We start from the raw sequence: 17,272 nt of genomic DNA, 5'->3' as shown, positions 1-17,272 counted from the left end.
TCCTTTTGATCTCTAGTTTATCAATATATGTAAAATTAACTTAGGAAAACAATGGAAGTAGATTGTAAACATAATTAATCATTTTTAGTCTATCAAAAATAAATAAAAATATCCATATTCATCTATTGAGATAGGGCATATAGAGTTGTGGTTAGACAAAAAAATTAAAACATCAAAAGGTTAAAATGTTATTAATCTTTTCCTATATTCTGCAGAAATATTTATACAAGAATTCAAAAATGGTTTTTAATTTATTGTTCATTTTAAAAATGGTATGATAAACTAGATTTTTTGAAAAAATAATAATATTACAATTCGCTTTTTTAATGAAAGCCTTATATTGGCAAAACAAAACAATCATTAGAATAATGAATTGTTCTTTTATACAGTATGATATAATAATTTGGCAATTGATGAGTAAAACATAATATGAAAATCATATTGCGAATTAAATTTAAATAAATATAGGAGTGCAGTACTAAATGAATTCTATTGATAAAAGTCATGATTATCTATTTTCAATCATTATGCCAATATATAATGTTGAAAAATTTCTTGTAGAGGCTATTGATAGTGTAATAAACCAAACAATAGGTTTTGAAGAAAATATACAACTTATTTTAGTTAACGATGAAAGTCCAGATGATAGCGAAAAAATATGTATAGATTATCAAAATAGATATCCTAAAAATATTCAATATTTAAAGAAACCAAACGGTGGGGTAAGTAGCGCTAGAAATTATGGAATAGATTATATCAAAGGTAAATATGTTCAGTTTCTTGATCCAGACGATACGATTTCAATTGATACATTGTTAAACGTGTATACATTCTTTGAAGAGCACGAAGAAGAGATTGATCTTGTTGCGATTCCAATTAAATTCTTTGAAGCTAGAACGGGTAATCACACATTAAACAATAAATTTGGTAGAACTCGAGTGATTGATATCATTGAACAACCAAATCTATTATTAACTCACGCAGCTTCAGCTTTTATTAAAAGTGATTTAATGAAGAAATATCAATTTGACCGTAATTGTAGAATTGGTGAGGATTGTAAGTTAGTAAGCCATGTTATTTTAGAGAAAAATAAATATGGTGTTTTAAAAAATGCTAGCTACAACTACCGTTTAAGAAATGACGGTACTTCGGCAATGCAAAATGCTATGAAAAATGACTGGTTTATCCATTCATTAGATACGTTTAGTTTAGATCTTATTCATAAAAGTATTGAACAAGTCGGGGAATTACCTGAGTATATTCAATATATAATCATGCATGATTTAAAATGGAAGTTTTCTATTAAAAGCCAAGCAGATACTCCACTAAGTGATGAAGACTATATTGAATTTAAAAATAAGATAAAAGAAATTTTAACTTATATCGACGACGAAGTTATTTTAAAAACGAAAAAGATTAGTCAGTTCTATCTACATTTTGCACTAAGTCTTAAACACAATATACCTTTAAAAGAAGTTTTTACAAAATCGATTGAAGAACTAGAGCAAGGTCAAGATATAGGATTATATCGTGACGAGTACTTAGTTACTAAGCTATCTAAAAACAAAGTTACAATCGAATTTATTGAAGAAAAGAATTCAAACCTTATGATTGAAGGGTTCTTTGGATCGTTATTTGATCGTGAAGAATGTAAAATTATCGCTAAGATCAATGGTGTTGATTATGTAGGCGAAGATGTAGATCGTACGGTTAATCAATATAAAAGTTTAGATGAAATTATTAAACAATATAAGGGATTCAAAATATCAATTCCTTTCTCTAAACTTCCAAATGAATATAAAATCGAATTTTTTGTTGAAGTTGATGGAGTACAAGTTCAAGTAAATTATAATGTGAATAAATTTACAGGTCTTTCAAAAAGAATTAGAGGTTCTTATTCAGCAAAAGAAAGATATATCTACTCTTGCAGAACGCATCATATAAAGGGAACGAAAAAAAGTGGTGCCAAAAAGCTTATTAACGAACTTAAGTTTATGCGTGGTTTATGGAAACTTGGTTCAGTTCATGCGAAAAAGGCAATCGTTACGCGACTTGTCGCAAAGACATTGAGAAAGCTAGAGTCAAAACCAGTATGGTTATTCATGGATCGACAAGATAAAGCAGATGATAATGCAGAACGATTATTTAAATTTGCTAATTCTCAGCAAAAATCAATTAAAAATTATTATGTCATCAAAAAAGACGCACCTGATTTTGAAAGAATTTCAAAAGTAGGAAATGTCGTTCCTTATGGTTCTTATAAGCATAAATTCTTAATGTTAAGAGCGTCAAAGGTTATTTCGTCCCATGCAGACCAATGGGTAACGAATCCTTTCTTTAAAGCGGAAATTTATTATCGTGATTTGATGACATTTGATTATATTTTCTTACAACATGGTATTACAATGGCCAACTTAACACATTGGTTAAATAGATTTAATAAAAACATTCGTAAAATGTTTACTTCAGCTCACTTGGAAGCTCAATCTTTAATTGAGGGTGACTATAGCTATACAAGTGAAAATATAAGATTAACTGGTTTTCCAAGATATGATGGTCTAGTTAATAATGACCAAAAACAAATTTTAATTATGCCTACTTGGAGACAGAATTTAGTTCTAAGAAAAAACCAGGCTTTAGGGGTAAGACCTTATAATGAAGCATTCAAAAAATCTGAGTATTTTAAGCGTTACAATGATTTAATTAATGATCCGAGATTAATCGATTTTGCGAAAAAGAATAATTACAAAATTATCTTTTTCCCACATCCAGAGATTCAAATTCAAAACAGAGATTTTGATAAAAATGATTATGTTCAATTTGCTGAATATAACACAAGTTATCAAAAACTATTTAATGAATCGAGTATCTTACTGACAGATTATTCTTCTGTTGCTTTTGATTTTGCATATCAGAAAAAACCAGTTATCTACTATCAATATGATTACTATCATTTTGAAAAAGGTTATTTTAACTTTGAGACGATGGGCTTTGGGGATATTATCGATAACCACGATGTGTTAGTGGATAAATTTATCTCATATATGGCTAATCAGTGTGAAATGGAAGACAAATACAAAGAACGTGTTGATTCTTTCTATGCTTATACAGATCGTCATAATTCTCAAAGGGTATTTGATGAAATTTTAGAAATTGAAAATGGTTTAAAGTAATCGATGTGATCAACGAGGGACTGTTCAAATTGGACAGTCTCTCTTTTATCGACAGAGTTTGTCAAACTGTAACATGAATACAATGGGCATTTAATGGAAATATAGGTCTAATTATGTTACAATACCTCTTGTTTTGTAGTTTCCGAATGTAATATTACTGTTTAGGAGGTGTATTAATATTACAGCTAACAAAAAGAAAATTTTATTAATTACTCAACACTTCTATCCTGAAATTGGGAGTGCTGCAAATCGATTAAAAAATATTTATCTAGAATTAAAAGAAAAAAATTACGATGTGAAGGTACTTACTTTACACCCTAGATATCCAAGCCGCGAACTTTATGAAAATAAGCGATTCTGGAATGAAAAGCTAATCGATGAAGATGATATTGTTCGAGTTGATACATCAATTAAGACTCATTCTACAAGTATCATTAAGAGACTTTATTTATACTTAGAAGTTATGTTCCGTTTTATAGGAGCTATTTTTAAATATAAAAAGGAATTCGATTATATTTTTGTAACATCACCACCAATTTTCGTTGGTATTGCTGGATTAATCGCAAAGTGGAGATTAAAAGCACCTTTAATACTAGATATTAGGGATTTATGGCCAGAATCCTTAGTAGGTGTAAAAGTATTCTCCAATAAATTAATCCTATCTACGGCATATAAAGTAGAAAAACTATTATATAAAAAAGCAACAAGAATCATTGTTAATAGTCGCAGCTTTATTAACTATATGACAAATAAAAATGTCCCGGCTGACAAAATCAAGTTCGTTCCAAACTCACTATCTGAAGAAGAACTTTCAATTGAAGTTCCGAATAATGAGGATCGCAAAAAAATTGAAGTTACTTATACAGGTAACCTAGGTTTTGCTCAAGACTTGAACAAACTTTTAAGTGTTGCTGAAATGTTCAAGGAAAATACAAATATATTTTTTACGATTGTAGGGTACGGTAAAAATACGAATGAAGTAAAAAAATATATTGAAGATAAAAAGTTAGAAAACGTAACATTACACACTGCAAAGTCTCGTAATGATACACTTAAAATCGTATCAGAATCTGATATTGCATATGTCAGTCTTGTTGAACAGGAAGTTTTTAAAACTGTATTACCTGGAAAAATCATCGATTATATGAGCGTAAAGAAACCTATTATTGGAAATGTATCAGGTTATGCAGGTGAAATTATTGAAAGTGCAAATTGTGGTATTGTTCTGAAAGAGGGATCGGTACAGGAATTGTATGAAAAAATAATTGAATTAGCAAATAATCCAACAGCAAGAAAAACTCTTGGTGAGAATGGATACAATTATGCTTATAAAAATTTAAGATGGAAAACGAATATTAATGTGTTAATTCAAGTGATGGAGGAAATCCATGAATAAGAAAGTTTGTGCATTTGTGTTTAACCACTTTACAAATGACGCGCGTGTATTACGTGAGTGTTCAGCATTAGCCGAAGTAGGTTATGATGTAGATTTAATTGCATTACACGATGATTCGGATACATTACCGAAGAGGGAAAGATATGAAGAAGGTTTTAATGTCATTCGTGTAAATAATCGTTTACCATTTGGAATCTATCATCTAATCAACTTTTGTGCAAAGCTCATCATTTTCTTTAAATCAAATATAATGACAAAATTACTTGCGGCAATCTTATTAGTTGCTGGGTTATTTTTTAACATTATTGCAACGATTATTATTGCAGCCGTTATTATATTATTTGGGAATCGTTATGTAAGAGTGATTTTAACGAGGGGTTATAATATTCTTCAAATGATCTACCATGGCAGTAAAAAGAAATATGATATATACCATGCGAATGATTTAAATACATTACCACAAGGTATTTTATGTGCTAAAGTATTTCATCGTAGTAAATTAGTATATGATTCACATGAAGTACAATCTAGTCGATCTGGCTACGAAAATCCAATCTTTGGTAAGATTGAAATGTTTTTAATACGCTACATCGATATTATGATTCATGAAAATTATACTCGTGCGAAATACACTCAAGATTTATATCATATTGATTTACCTGAGGTGATCCATAACTATCCATTCGTTTCAAAACCCGAAGAAAAAAAGGCAATCAATTTACATGAAGTGCTTGGATTAGATCCGAATGAACCTATTTTGTTGTATCAAGGTGGGATTCAAAAAGGGCGTGGCTTAGAGCTAATCGTTAAGGCTACTCCTCAGTTTAAACGAGGGACAGTTGTATTTATCGGAGACGGTAAAATTAAGCCTGTACTTTTAGATTTAGTAGATCAATTGAATTTAGAAAATCGAGTGAAATTTATCGATAAAGTTCCAGTAGATGAGCTTTTAAATTATACTCGAAATGCTTATCTAGGTTTTCAAGTATTAAATAATATTAATTTCAATCATTACTCTGCATCTTCTAATAAGTTGTTTGAGTATTTGATGAGTGGTGTACCAGTTGTAGCATGTAGCTTTCCTGAGATTCAAAAGGTTGTTGAAAAAGAAAATGTCGGTGTATGTGTTGATTCACATGAAGTTGATTCAATTGCTGAAGGTGTGAACTATCTTTTAGATCACCCAGAAAAAAGGGATAAAATGAGTGCGAATTGTTTAGAAGCACGTCATCATTACAACTGGAATAATGAGAAAAAGATTTTTATCGATATTTATGACAAAGTCTTAAATGGTCAAAAGTTAGCGACTAACGTAGGATAAAAAACTATTTACTTCCTAATATGGGGTGTAATTTAATGACAGTTTACAGTCTAAGCGTAATCTTAATTAATTTTAATAACGAAATGTTTATTAAAGATACAATTGAATCAGTTCTAAATCAACGAATGAATAATTTAGAGTTGATTATAGTAGATGATGGTTCGACAGATGGTAGTTTAGAAATAAGTAGAAATTTTACTGAAAGACACCCTAATGTCAAACTCATTTCTCAAAAAAATAGCGGTCCTAGTGCCGCTAGAAATAAGGGGATTCAAGAAGCAACTGGAAAGTATATCACCTTTCTAGATAGTGATGACCTGGCAATTAAAGGTGCTTATGAAAAATTAATTGCAGTAGCAAATGAAAATGATGCAGATACAGCAATCGGAAATTTTATTTGTTTTAATGATTTAAAAAAGTGGCGCCTATCATATATGGGGAAGGTTTTTGAGAAAAATCTACCTTCCATTAGACATGTAAGAAAAAATAGCGAACTACATTTTACACCTGCTGTTTGGAATAAACTTTATAAAAGAGAGTTTATTTTACAAAAAAATATTCAATTTGATGAATCATTAAGAATAGGCGAAGATTTACTCTTTACAGAGAAAAGCTTATTACTTTCGAATAAAACAGTTGTGAAGGATATTGATATGATTCAATATCGTGTAAATGATATAGATAGTAGTTTAGTAAAAAAAGTAAGTCTAAGTTTTTTCGAACAATTATTAAAAACGCAAAACGAACTAAATAACCTTTATAATGAATTAGAGTTAATACAAGAGATAAAAACGATTGAAAATAGACAATTAAGATTCTTTTTTGACTCAATATATCTTAAAGCTTCTAAATTAAGTAAGGAAGAACAATTTTCTTTATATAATATTTGTGTTGATTTTATTAACATAATTAATAATAAGGAGATCTTTACTAATTTAAAAAATCGGGATTTGTTATTACTTCAATTAATATTAGATGAAAACAAAGATGGCTTTTTGAAGTTTTTAAATGTATTAACAAACAGTGATGTTCCAAAAGACCAAATAAGAATGACTAGTGAGTATCATAAATACTTGATAGAGCATTTTCCAGATTATGCTGTTAATTTATCGAAAAATACTTTTCTTATCGGTCAAAACATCAAAAATATTAGTTTAGAAAAAGGGATCTTTACATTTGGTGGTTCCATTTATTACGCGAATATCCCATCAACAATTAAAAGTATGGAAATAGTTTTTACTAATAAAAAAAGTAATGAAAAAATCAACATTAAACTAGTAGATAATGCAACGAATGAACGTAAAGAAACGCATTCCAAACAATATAAATACGTTGATTTTAATACAGTAACGATTCCCATTCTATCGTATTTGTCATCAGGTGATTGGAAAGTCTCAATTAAGACGGAAGTAGAAGAATTATCCTATCAAACTGATCTTCAAATTTCTAAAAACGATAGAATTCACTTAAAATCGTCAATTATAGGTAAAAAACAAATTACACCTGTTTATGTAAATCATGAGTTAACTTTATCTATTAAAGAAGTAAGTACTAGTGGTAGAATTAAATTTTTAGGCAATAAGCTTAAAAGTTTTACTAAAAGATTTGTATAAAGATATAAAATCTATTTAAATGATAGGGACCAAATAATTTGTATTAAAAATTTTATAAAAGTTTTGTTAAGTGGATATAAAATTGTAAAATTTATATTATATTTCGCATTTGGGTAATACTGAAAATATTAATTTATTGTATTATTATTGTTACGGTGTATATCTATTTTAGAAAATAATTATAAAATAGCATTAATGTAATTAATACAAATTAAGTGATTTTATTGAAAGAGGTAATCTAAATGAAAATTTGTACAATTGGTCTAGGATATATTGGTTTACCAACATCAGCAATGTTTGCGAAACATGGGGTAGAAGTAGTTGGGGTAGATATACATCAAAGTGTTGTAGATAAACTAAATGCAGGGGAAATTCATATTGAAGAACCTGGATTGGCAGAAGTAGTGAAAGATGTAGTGTCTAAAGGTTTATTTAAAGCTTCTTTAACACCTGAAGCTGCTGATGCATTTATTATCGCTGTACCAACACCAAATAATGATGATGAGCATAAATCTTGTGATTTAACTTACGTATTAAGTGCAGTTAAATCGACAATTCCTTACTTACAAAAAGGGAATGTATTGATTGTGGAATCAACAATTGCTCCACGTAGTATGGATGACTTTGTAAAACCATTAGTAGAAGCATCAGGTTTTACAGTTGGTGAAGATTTATTTTTAGTACATTGTCCAGAACGAGTATTACCTGGTCAAATTATGCACGAATTAATATATAATAATCGTATTGTTGGTGGAATTACACCGCAATGTTCTGAAGCAGGGGCAAAAGTATATAGTACTTTCGTACAAGGTGAAATTATTCGTACTGATGCAAAAACAGCGGAAATGTCTAAGTTAATGGAAAACACATTCCGTGATGTTAACATCGCACTAGCAAATGAACTGACAAAAGTATGTAATACGCTTGATATCAATGTACTAGATGTAATTGAAATGGCAAATAAACACCCACGAGTTAATATACATTCACCTGGTCCAGGTGTTGGGGGGCATTGCTTAGCAGTAGACCCTTACTTTATTGTGGCAAAAGCACCTGATCTTGCTAAAATAATTAATCTTTCTCGTGAAACAAATTCATCTATGCCTAGCTATGTTGTTGAAAATGTTAAGAAAATTATTGGAAATGTTGATCATCCAAAAGTTGCTGCTTTCGGTGTAACGTATAAAGGTAATGTTGATGACATGCGTGAAAGTCCAGCAATGGATATCATTGAACTATTAAAAAATGAAGGCATTACTGTAGCAGCTCATGATCCACACGTTGCTAGTACAGAAACATTTACACTTCTATCTGCAGAAGATGCAGTAAAAGATGCTCATTTAATTTTAGTATTAACTGATCATAATGAATTCAAAAACATGAATTATGATGAATTAGCACCTTTCATGAAAAACCCAATCGTTTTTGATACTAGAAACTGTGTTAATCCTTCAAATAGTTCAAAAATGAATTTTGTAAACTATGGTAATATAAATAAAGTAATTAAAGAGAATGTGGTAAATCTATGAATAGTATAAAAACAGTTTTGCAAGAACAGATTAATAATCTATCACTCATATTCCGATTATCGTCATATGAGACGCGTAAAGAGTATGCTGATAGTCAACTTGGCGTTATCTGGGTTTTCTTAAACCCACTATTTCAAATTGCAGTATATTGGATAACTTTCGGTACAGGTATACGAGGCGGAGCTCCAGTTAATGGTATTCCATTTCTAATTTGGATGCTTTGTGGACTTATTCCTTGGTTTTTTATTAGTAACTCAATCATGCAAGGATCAAGTTCTATTTTCAATCGTATTGGGACCGTTTCAAAAATGAATTTCCCATTAAGTATCATTCCTACTTATGTAGTACTTTCAAGATTTAATACCCATGTATTTATGATGGGAGTTCTATTTATTGGGGTTGTTGTAAGTCAAGGTTTTGATCAAATGAATATTTTTGCTTTGATTTATTTTATGATTGCAGGTTTAATATTCAATATTGTATTAGGGCTATTTACCTCTACACTTTCAACAATGATTAGGGATATTCATCTTTTTATTCAGTCCTTTACTAGAATGCTCTTGTATTTAACTCCTATTCTGTGGGAGCCATCTAGAGGTTCTGGTGCATCAAAAATTTTATTTTTTATAATGAAATTAAATCCTTTTTATTATATTGTAGAAGGTTATCGTGGAGCTCTTTTATATGGTCATTCTGATATTATTTTCTCAAAATATACAGTTTATTTTTGGGCAGTGTTAATAATCATCTTTACAATTGGCTCTATTTTCCATATCAAGTTTAGAAAGCAATTTGTTGATTTCCTATAGAAGGTGAACACAATGACAAAAAAAGTTATTTTTAAAAATGTTACAAAAAAGTTTAAAATGTATAGTAAGCCGACCGACAAGCTAAAGGATTTATTCTTTGGCGGTAAAGGTGGCGAATTCTTTCATGCCCTTAAAGATGTATCCTTCGAGGTTGAACAAGGTGAAATCGTAGGGATCATTGGATTAAATGGATCTGGTAAAAGTACCATGTCAAACTTAATTGCGGGTGTGACAATGCCAAATGAAGGTGAAGTCGAAGTAAATGGTGTTGCTTCACTAATTGCGATTCAAGCTGGTTTAGATAATCGACTAACTGGTTTAGAAAATATTAGACTTAAAGGTTTAATGATGGGTCTAACGGTAAAACAAATTGAAAAAATTACGCCTGACATTATTGAGTTTGCTGAAATTGGTAAGTTTATTAACCAACCAGTTAAATCATATTCAAGCGGTATGAGATCAAGATTAGGATTCGCAATTTCCGTAAATATTGATCCAGACATTATGGTAATTGACGAAGCATTATCTGTTGGTGACCCAACATTTACAAAACGTTGCTTAGATAAAATGAATGATTTTAAAGAACAAGGAAAAACAATCTTCTTTATTAGTCATTCATTAGGTCAAGTAAGAGATTTTTGTACAAAAGGATTATGGATTCATTACGGAAAAGTGGTAGAGTATGGAGACATTAGTCCTGTATGCGATAACTATCAAAAGTTCCTTACTGAGTACAATAAATTATCTACTGAAGAACGTACAAAAGATCGTGAAAAAAATATGCATTATAATTAATTAAATAGTTTATGGGATACCTAAGTTTGAAAAGCTTAGGTTTCCTTGCATTATATATGTGAAATACTTTATTATTCACTTGAGTGATGATTAAAGGCTTAAACTTGATTAATATAGACTATAAAAAATATTAGGTGATTATTGTGGAAAATAATAACAAAGTAAAAAAAGTACGTAAAGCCATTATCCCAGCAGCGGGATTAGGTACTCGTTTCTTACCGGCTACAAAAGCAATGCCAAAAGAAATGTTACCAATCGTAGACAAACCGACAATTCAATATATTATTGAAGAAGCAATTGAAGCTGGTATTGAAGACATTATTATCGTAACTGGTAAAGGTAAACGTGCAATCGAGGACCATTTTGATATTTCATTCGAATTAGAACAAAATCTATTAGAAAAAAAGAAATTTGACATACTTGAAAGAGTACAAGAGTCTTCAAAAGTAGAGATTCATTATATTAGACAAAAAGAGCCAAGAGGATTAGGACATGCTGTATGGTGCGCTCGTAAATTTATTGGAGATGAGCCATTTGCTGTACTACTTGGTGATGATATTATTCAAGCTGAAGTACCAGGTGTTGAACAATTAATTCAGCAGTACGAGTTAACTCATTCATCAGTAATCGGTGTGCAAGAAGTTCCTGAAGATGAAGCGTATCGTTATGGTATTGTTGACCCGGTTGAGAAAGATGGACGACTTTATCAAGTGCGCAATTTTGTTGAAAAACCAGCAAAAGGAACTCAACCATCAAACTTAGCAATTATGGGCCGTTATTTATTAACTCCTGAAATTTTTGAATTCCTAGAAGAACAAGAAATTGGAGCTGGTGGAGAAATCCAATTAACAGACGCAATTCAAAAGCTGAATAAAATTCAACGAGTATTTGCATACGACTTTGAAGGTAAGCGCTATGATGTTGGTGAAAAATTAGGATTTATTACAACATCGATCGACTTTGCACTTCAACGTGATGATTTAAGAGATGACTTATTAGACTACTTAAAACAAAAAATTAATGAATTAGACCAATAGATCAAATAGAATGAAAAATTCTAGTCCTTTTAAAACATTTATTAACTATTGGATACCTGTGATCCTTATAGCTGGCATTATCTTTTATTCATCGGCAACACCATATGAAAAACAAGATATAAGACCAGAAATAAATCATTTTACATTTTTATATGATCTAATGAAACATTTCACCTTTGTCCATTTTAACTACGCTGGACATGAAGTAAGTATAAAAGAACTTGGAGTAGCAGGATTTACAGAATTCTTTATTCGTAAACTATCCCATTTCTCAATCTATCTCTTACTTTGCTTTTTTGCTACAAGATTAGCAAAGCTCTATGTAAAAAGAGCCTATTTCGTAGGCGTAATTTTTTCAATCCTTTATGCAGCTTCAGATGAATTTCACCAATCCTTTACTGCAAACCGAACTCCGTTAGTTCAAGACGTAGTAATTGATTCAATTGGTGCTCTAGTAGGGGCATGTTTATTTCTATTAATAAATAAGAAACTTAAAGCAAAAGTTCAAAAATCCATTCGAGTTTAATCGAATGGATTTTTTTTGTATGAAATAATTTTTTGAAGTACAACAAAAAATCTTATCTAAATTCAATTAGATAAGATTTCGTTTTTCACAGCTTTATAAAAGTAGGTTCTGTACCTGCTTTCTCTACATACCCGATTTTAACTGGATTCATTTGAATCAATACATAGTTAGGATCTTCGGGACCTTCAAGCCATCTAGACAATTCTTCTGTCCATACTTTCTCTTCAGGACTTGCATTTTCAATCACTTCAGCTCTTGCAAACATCTCAACAAAGTTATCGTCTAATCGGTCACCATCATGGCCAAGAAGTATATGTACATTTGGATTATTTTTTATATCTTCTACTTTTTGTGAATTCTTATTTGTAGCGATATAAGGCGTTAAGCCTTTAAAGAAAAATACCATATAACAACTATGCGGAAAGTCTTCACGAATGGTTGTAAATAGACCTAATTGTTTCGCTTTAAGTACTTTCATAATATTTTGTTGAATCATTTTTTTAACTCCCTCCTAGTTCAGAAGAAGGGAAGGTAGAAATTTATTCTACCAACCGAATCTCCAACATAAGTAATTCTATTTCTCGAGGTTATAATCCTCCTGAGCAATATAGGTGAAAAGGAAACTTTTATCCAAGTGATCGAAATCATTTAGCCAACAACACTTTAAGTGTTTGTTAATTGTTTTACATTTAAACCTATTTTTTTAAGTCTTTTGCATATGATATTTATAAGGATATTTATTTAGGAGGTTTTTATGGCTCATCGTTTATTTTTTATTGTTACATTTATCGGTGTACCATTATCGGTAATCGGCAGCTTGATGCATTGGAGCGAGATTTTATTATTTATCATTTTCTGTTTAACGATTATTGCATTAGCTGGCATTATGGGAAGAGCTACTGAAAGTTTAGCGATTGCAGCTGGCCCAAGAATTGGGGGACTTTTAAATGCGACATTCGGGAATGCGGTAGAGTTAATTATCGCGATTTTTGCATTACAAAATGGTTTATCGGAAGTAGTTTTAGCATCATTAACTGGTTCTGTAATAGGAAACTTACTTTTAGTAGGTGGACTATCCTTTTTTATTGGTGGATTAAAATATAAACGCCAAAGCTTCAATGTTTACGATGCGAGACATAATTCAGGATTGTTGATCTTTGCGGTCGTACTAGCCTTTGTTATTCCTGAAATTTTTTCAGTTAAAATGACTGCAAATGATAAGATGACACTTAGTGTAGGCGTTTCGATTGTTTTAATGGTTTTATACTTAGCAGCACTTTACTTTAAATTAGTTACACATCGAGGGGTTTACGTAGCTAAAAATCAAGAAATCGTAGAAGAGCATGAAGAAGCTGAGTGGGGAACAGGGAAAGCCATGATTGTTTTAGCGTTAGCTACTGTAGCGGTTGGATATGTTTCAGAGAAGCTAGTTCACACGTTTACAACAGTCGGAGATAAGTTCGGATGGACTGAATTATTTATCGGTATCATCGTTGTTGCAATCGTTGGTAACGCGGCTGAGCATGCATCTGCAATTGTAATGGCATATAAAAATAAAGTAGGGGTTTCAGTAGAAATTGCTGTTGGTTCATCATTACAAATTGCTATGTTCGTAGCACCGGTATTAGTGATTTGTTCATTGTTTATAGGGGAAAGAATGCCATTAATATTTTCTATGCCTGAATTAATTTCCATGATCACTTCCGTATTTTTAACAATTGCCATTATGAATGATGGAGATACAAACTGGTTTGAAGGGTTAACATTATTAGCAGCTTATTTCATTATGGGGATTGGGTTCTATTTATTATAAAAACGAAAGTTGAAGGTGGTAATACTTGAAAATAATAATAAGAGTTCTATTTTATTTAATTGGATTACTATTTTTAACTTTAGGAATCAGTTTAGCGATTAAAGCTGGCCTAGGAGCTAGTGCATGGGATGCATTAGCAGTTGGAGAGTCGAAAACCTTTGGCTTATCTGTTGGAAATTGGATTATCATTAACTCATCCGTACTATTGTTTGTAAATGCTTTTTTACAAAAGAAAAGACCGGATTGGCTTGCAGCGATTACGTTTATTTTAATTGGACGATTTTTAGATTTTTGGCTAACTGTAGAGTCGGAGCATTTATTTGATTCAAATATGGTCACTAGATATATTCAATTAGTACTAGCCATTTTAAGTATGACAATTGGTATTGCGATTTATTTGCAAGCAAAGTTTCCTTTAAGTCCAATAGACGATTTAATGATATCGCTCAATAAGCGGTTCGGGGTAAGTTTAGGAGTCGCAAAAACGATTGGTGAAGTGTTTGCTTTAATATTGGCATTTCTACTACAAGGTCCAATTGGAATCGGAACCGTCTTAATTACATTCAGTATTGGCCCTATTTTGCAGAAGTTAAGAGGTCCAATTGAGAAACTATATAGTAAGCTTTAGTTCATAGCAAAATTTTCATTTTAAGGAATACATATATTTACATAAAATGTTCATGCTAAGAGTAATAATTTCCTTATTTGTGAAAGGGGCATGAATATGTCTAAATGGTTTAAGCCATTCGTTCTTATTACTATAGCTATTTTAATTATTTCTTTAAATAATGGACAAACAACTTTTGCAGCTAATTCAGATATTAAAGTCCCACGTTCGGCTGCAAATGTGACAAAAGAGAATACTTACCCTAATCCAACTCAGGACCTTCCAGAACTTCAACCAGGGGGATTAGCTAAGCAGTTGTTAAATTCATCAAATGTCAAAATTGAGAATCCAAATCTCATTCGTATGTTTAATGAATCCTATGTCAGTAAAGCACCATTTGCAATAGGCTATAATGCGAAAATTTTCTTAGGTGTTTGGCCATTAAATTACGAGTCAAATGAGACAACAATTAATTGGCAATATAAAAAAATTAATACAAACTTTCTAGATAATAGAGGAGAAAGAGCGTACAAACGAATAAAATACTATCAAAATTCGCAACAGATTGTTAAAGGTGGCTTAACTGCTAAAGTAAGAAATTCGGATGACGTGATTAATTTAATGATGCATGATGCATCAGAAAAAACAACTCTTCCACTAGCATTCCAAACAGTAGTTGGAGCTGGAACTAAAAACGAAAGAGTATATAATGTTCCTCCAAAGCAACTCGGCTATTTATATGCTTATGCTCCTGCAGTTAATGAAAAAGGGAAAGTTACATTTGGAGAAGTGTACTTAATCTTAAAAGGGAATAAAAGAACTCTACAAGTTAAAAATGTAGTATCACAAGGTGTAGGTGCATGGATTCCTGTTCAGGATTATGTTTCATTTGGTTATTTTGCTTCTCCACACCCTAGATAATTGAGAAATCCACAAGGTAGATTATTTTCCTTGTGGTTTTTTGTGTTTGAAAAAAAGTACATAAAAAAACATGCCATCAATATGACATGTTCTTTTTTAGGGATTTAATTTCCTTTTAAAATCTTAGTACTTCTATTCGAAAAATCAGTTTCAGGATAATAGCTGTTTTTTACAAGAATATTAGGTCCTAAGCATTTAACTGCTGGGCAATGACAGCTAAGTTCTTTTGCTGTTTTTGATAATGTCCAAGTATCATATGCTTCTTGTAATGTATGGGTTTGAATATTTCCAAGATGAGGTACATCACCAAAGTCAGTAACGATGATGCTACCATCAAATACATTTACATTTAAGCGAGAACGACCATCAGGGTCATTTCGTAATGTTACATTTTTACTATTATATAATCTCTGAATGATGTCTAAATCGTTTTGATCATCGCTACATGGATAAAATGGTAGAGTACCAAATAGCATCCAAATATTTTCATCACGTACATCAAGTAAAGTTGAAATTGCTTCGCGAAGCTCTGGTTTTGTCAGGACTTCTAATGTACTAGCGAAATCGCTGGCATACATAGGGTGAATTTCGTGTCTCTGACATTTCATTTCTTCTATGATTTGACGATGGATTTTTTCTAAGTATGGAAGAGTACGTTTGTTTAACATTGTTTCAGCGGATACCATAACTCCAGCATCAGCAAGGCGTCGGCTGTTTTCAATCATGTTTTCGAATAATTTCGCACGCTGCGCATATGTCGGCTTACGATCCATCATCGCAAATCCTGCTTCTACAAATTCATCAACAGTTCCCCAGTTATGAGAGATATGTAGCACGTCTAAATAAGGAATTATTTTTTCGTATCTTTCAAAATCTAATGTCAGATTTGAATTAATTTGCGTACGAACTCCACGTTCATGTGCATATTTCAATAAAGGCACAACATAACCGTTCAACATTTTATTTGAAAGCATCGGTTCTCCACCAGTGATACTAATACAACGTAGCTTTTCAATCTCTTCTAAGCGGTTTAATACTAGCTCAATAGGTAGTGGATTTGGATCCTTTGGTTGTAAAGTATATCCGACTGCACAATGCTCACAGCGCATATTACAAATAGTCGTAGTCGTAAACTCTACATTTGTAAGTATGTTCTTACCATACTCTTCAACATCTAAATATGCTTCCCAAGGATCATATGTAGGTGTTATTTGTTGTAATAATTTTTTCATGTGATTACTCCTTTAGATACAATAACTGCATCCATAAGTATTAGACTAAATTAATTTTCCTCAACTATTATAAGAAAGAAAGTTAAGCGTTGTATAGAAATAAATTCCTAAAATATAAAAAAATGTCGAAAGTTTACGATATATAGGAGAAGAAGGGTATAATATAAACTATAATTGTATTAGAAAGGACGATCATTTCATGTCAAACACAGTTGAACAATTATCTTATATTAAAGAACGTTTTAATTCAGTAATGGAAACAATCGAATCATTAGAAGCTGAAGAAGTGAGCTTAGAAGAACTAGATCAATTATTATCAGTTTTAGATGACTTAGAAAGTAAATGTCGTGAAGTAAATCGCCCAGATTGAGTCCATTATAATGGGCTTTTTTTATTGGAACGAGAACATAGTTTAATTGTGATCAAAAGAAGTAGCTAAATATTTGCCCAAATCAGAAACTAATTCTGAAGGGCTTTTTTTATTCCGTTTATTAAAAATT

The 17,272-nt window shown here is 31.1% G+C and carries 14 protein-coding genes and 1 pseudogene; 13 read left to right on the top strand and 2 right to left on the bottom strand.

All coding sequences use genetic code 11. The features are described 5' to 3' along the window. Nucleotides 1–482 precede the first annotated feature (482 nt). From AB1282_RS03355 to AB1282_RS03315, 9 genes and pseudogenes are all read left to right on the top strand, one after another. The gene (locus AB1282_RS03355; protein WP_429898446.1) at nt 483–3,173 is read left to right on the top strand and encodes a CDP-glycerol glycerophosphotransferase family protein; all 2,691 of its coding nucleotides are present in this window, start codon (nt 483–485) and stop codon (nt 3,171–3,173) included. Nucleotides 3,174–3,468: 295 nt separating this feature from the next. Continuing rightward, nucleotides 3,469–4,569 carry a glycosyltransferase family 4 protein gene (locus tag AB1282_RS03350; RefSeq protein ID WP_429898445.1) on the top strand — a complete coding sequence of 367 codons (1,101 nt, stop codon included), beginning with the start codon at nt 3,469–3,471 and terminating at the stop codon, nt 4,567–4,569. Beyond that, on the top strand, nt 4,562–5,890 hold the full coding sequence (locus AB1282_RS03345; RefSeq protein ID WP_429898444.1) for a glycosyltransferase: 1,329 nt from the start codon (nt 4,562–4,564) through the stop codon (nt 5,888–5,890). Before AB1282_RS03350 ends, AB1282_RS03345 begins: the two co-directional genes overlap by 8 nt. 35 nt (nt 5,891–5,925) lie before the next feature. After that, nucleotides 5,926–7,503 carry a glycosyltransferase gene (locus AB1282_RS03340; RefSeq protein WP_429898443.1) on the top strand — a complete coding sequence of 526 codons (1,578 nt, stop codon included), beginning with the start codon at nt 5,926–5,928 and terminating at the stop codon, nt 7,501–7,503. Nucleotides 7,504–7,745: 242 nt separating this feature from the next. Further along, on the top strand, nt 7,746–9,032 hold the full coding sequence (locus AB1282_RS03335) for a nucleotide sugar dehydrogenase (RefSeq protein WP_056465283.1): 1,287 nt from the start codon (nt 7,746–7,748) through the stop codon (nt 9,030–9,032). Beyond that, a complete protein-coding gene (locus AB1282_RS03330; protein WP_056465280.1) occupies nt 9,029–9,841 on the top strand; it encodes an ABC transporter permease in 813 nt (270 codons plus the stop codon). Before AB1282_RS03335 ends, AB1282_RS03330 begins: the two co-directional genes overlap by 4 nt. Before the next feature lie 12 nt (nt 9,842–9,853). After that, a pseudogene (gene tagH, locus AB1282_RS03325) lies at nt 9,854–10,618 on the top strand (teichoic acids export ABC transporter ATP-binding subunit TagH); the annotation flags it as partial. A gap of 161 nt (nt 10,619–10,779) precedes the next feature. Continuing rightward, nucleotides 10,780–11,673 (top strand): UTP--glucose-1-phosphate uridylyltransferase GalU, encoded by an 894-nt coding sequence (gene galU / locus AB1282_RS03320; protein ID WP_056465277.1) that lies wholly within the window; start codon nt 10,780–10,782, stop codon nt 11,671–11,673. A 10-nt stretch (nt 11,674–11,683) separates the two neighbouring features. Then, entirely contained in the window at nt 11,684–12,199 is a 516-nt protein-coding gene (locus AB1282_RS03315) for a VanZ family protein (RefSeq protein WP_429898442.1), read from the top strand. Nucleotides 12,200–12,284: 85 nt separating this feature from the next. Here AB1282_RS03315 and AB1282_RS03310 read toward each other — a convergent pair whose 3' ends face one another. Further along, entirely contained in the window at nt 12,285–12,695 is a 411-nt protein-coding gene (locus AB1282_RS03310) for a pyridoxamine 5'-phosphate oxidase family protein (RefSeq protein WP_056465273.1), read from the bottom strand. 258 nt (nt 12,696–12,953) lie between these two features. On the opposite strand from AB1282_RS03310, the gene cax reads away from it, so the two are divergent. From cax to AB1282_RS03295, 3 genes are all read left to right on the top strand, one after another. Further along, nucleotides 12,954–14,012 carry a calcium/proton exchanger gene (gene cax / locus AB1282_RS03305; protein WP_056465271.1) on the top strand — a complete coding sequence of 353 codons (1,059 nt, stop codon included), beginning with the start codon at nt 12,954–12,956 and terminating at the stop codon, nt 14,010–14,012. Nucleotides 14,013–14,037: 25 nt separating this feature from the next. Next, complete coding sequence (locus AB1282_RS03300) at nt 14,038–14,640, top strand: YczE/YyaS/YitT family protein (protein ID WP_286131512.1); 603 nt, start codon at nt 14,038–14,040, stop codon at nt 14,638–14,640. A 96-nt stretch (nt 14,641–14,736) separates the two neighbouring features. Beyond that, the gene (locus AB1282_RS03295; protein WP_056465269.1) at nt 14,737–15,540 is read left to right on the top strand and encodes a YfkD famly protein; all 804 of its coding nucleotides are present in this window, start codon (nt 14,737–14,739) and stop codon (nt 15,538–15,540) included. A 104-nt stretch (nt 15,541–15,644) separates the two neighbouring features. On the opposite strand, the gene yfkAB is transcribed toward AB1282_RS03295, so the two are convergent. After that, nucleotides 15,645–16,772: a radical SAM/CxCxxxxC motif protein YfkAB gene (gene yfkAB / locus AB1282_RS03290; RefSeq protein WP_429898441.1), complete on the bottom strand. Its 1,128-nt coding sequence runs from the start codon at nt 16,770–16,772 to the stop codon at nt 15,645–15,647. Nucleotides 16,773–16,971: 199 nt separating this feature from the next. On the opposite strand from yfkAB, the gene AB1282_RS03285 reads away from it, so the two are divergent. Then, nucleotides 16,972–17,142, top strand: a complete 171-nt coding sequence (locus tag AB1282_RS03285) for an SE1561 family protein (RefSeq protein WP_088013361.1) — start codon at nt 16,972–16,974, stop codon at nt 17,140–17,142. Nucleotides 17,143–17,272 lie beyond the last annotated feature (130 nt).

This window comes from Gottfriedia sp. S16(2024) (assembly GCF_050473765.1).
Lineage (GTDB): Bacteria > Bacillota > Bacilli > Bacillales > Bacillaceae_G > Gottfriedia.
This window is presented reverse-complemented; position numbering and strand designations above follow the sequence as displayed.

Bases quoted from the DNA above. Each gene is read 5' to 3' on its own strand.
- cax (WP_056465271.1), top strand. From the start codon at position 12,954: ATGGCTCATCGTTTATTTTTTATTGTTACATTTATCGGTGTACCATTA.
- AB1282_RS03345 (WP_429898444.1), top strand. From the start codon at position 4,562: ATGAATAAGAAAGTTTGTGCATTTGTGTTTAACCACTTTACAAATGAC.
- AB1282_RS03310 (WP_056465273.1), bottom strand. From the start codon at position 12,695: ATGATTCAACAAAATATTATGAAAGTACTTAAAGCGAAACAATTAGGT.
- yfkAB (WP_429898441.1), bottom strand. From the start codon at position 16,772: ATGAAAAAATTATTACAACAAATAACACCTACATATGATCCTTGGGAA.
- AB1282_RS03295 (WP_056465269.1), top strand. From the start codon at position 14,737: ATGTCTAAATGGTTTAAGCCATTCGTTCTTATTACTATAGCTATTTTA.
- AB1282_RS03285 (WP_088013361.1), top strand. From the start codon at position 16,972: ATGTCAAACACAGTTGAACAATTATCTTATATTAAAGAACGTTTTAAT.
- AB1282_RS03335 (WP_056465283.1), top strand. From the start codon at position 7,746: ATGAAAATTTGTACAATTGGTCTAGGATATATTGGTTTACCAACATCA.
- AB1282_RS03355 (WP_429898446.1), top strand. From the start codon at position 483: ATGAATTCTATTGATAAAAGTCATGATTATCTATTTTCAATCATTATG.
- AB1282_RS03315 (WP_429898442.1), top strand. From the start codon at position 11,684: ATGAAAAATTCTAGTCCTTTTAAAACATTTATTAACTATTGGATACCT.
- AB1282_RS03330 (WP_056465280.1), top strand. From the start codon at position 9,029: ATGAATAGTATAAAAACAGTTTTGCAAGAACAGATTAATAATCTATCA.
- AB1282_RS03340 (WP_429898443.1), top strand. From the start codon at position 5,926: ATGACAGTTTACAGTCTAAGCGTAATCTTAATTAATTTTAATAACGAA.